This is a genomic window from Acinetobacter sp. 742879 (assembly GCF_000588535.1).
GTDB lineage: Bacteria > Pseudomonadota > Gammaproteobacteria > Pseudomonadales > Moraxellaceae > Acinetobacter > Acinetobacter pittii.
Genome location: NZ_JFYC01000041.1, coordinates 1 through 1,084, shown reverse-complemented (window position 1 = coordinate 1,084; position 1,084 = coordinate 1). Strand labels below are relative to the sequence as shown.

Sequence of the window (1,084 nt, the reverse complement as noted above, 5' to 3'; positions counted from 1 at the left end):
AATGGTGTGTGGACCATCAGTTAACGCAGGAAGTGTATTGTCTGCAAGCGTCCAGGTGCCGTCACCATTGTTCACTGCCGGATAGTCAACACCATCCACGTTCACCACCACAGTGGCTGTCGGATCGTTCACTGTACCAGTGAGTGCAGGTGTGCTGTCGTTAGTCAACACATCATCAAGTACAACCACTGGCGGTGTGATGTCTGCAGAGACTGTGCCTGTACCTGGCAATGAAGTATTGCCTGCCGGGTCAGTGGCTGTTGCAGTCACTGTATCGCCATCCACTAGGTTACCTGGGTTTGGTACTGACCAGCTGCCATCTGTGCCTGCCACGACTGTTGCAGTGGTACCGTCAGGGAAGCTGACTGTCACTGTAGAACCCGCTTCTGCTGTACCGCTCACTGGGTCAGTTGCATTGATTGGATCAAGTACTGGTGCATTTGGTGCGGTGGTATCAATGGTCACCACTGCTGTATCGGTACCTGCATTGCCTGCTGCATCTGTTGCAGTCACGGTAATGGTGTGTGGACCATCAGTTAACGCAGGAAGTGTATTGTCTGCAAGCGTCCAGGTGCCGTCACCATTGTTCACTGCCGGATAGTCAACACCATCCACGTTCACCACCACAGTGGCTGTCGGATCGTTCACTGTACCGGTTAACGCAGGTGTACTGTCATTCGTCAACACATCATCAAGTACAACCACTGGCGGTGTGATGTCTGCAGAGACTGTGCCTGTACCTGGCAATGAAATATTGCCTGCCGGGTCAGTGGCTGTTGCAGTCACGGTATCGCCATCCACCAGGTTACCTGGGTTTGGTACTGACCAGCTGCCATCTGTGCCTGCTACCACTGTTGCAGTGGTACCGTCAGGGAAGCTGACTGTCACTGTAGAACCCGCTTCTGCTGTACCGCTCACTGGGTCAGTCGCATTGATTGGATCAAGTACTGGTGCATTTGGTGCGGTGGTATCAATGGTCACCACTGCTGTATCGGTACCTGCATTGCCTGCAGGGTCTGTTGCAGTCACGGTAATGGTGTGTGGACCATCAGTTAACGCAGGAAGTGTATTGTCTGCAAGCGTC

At 53.1% G+C, this 1,084-nt stretch carries 1 protein-coding gene; it reads right to left on the bottom strand.

The window, feature by feature from the left end; translation table 11 throughout:
- Positions 1-1,084: Ig-like domain-containing protein (locus J690_RS23490; protein ID WP_228133010.1), on the bottom strand; the 1,084-nt coding region annotated here is incomplete at both ends.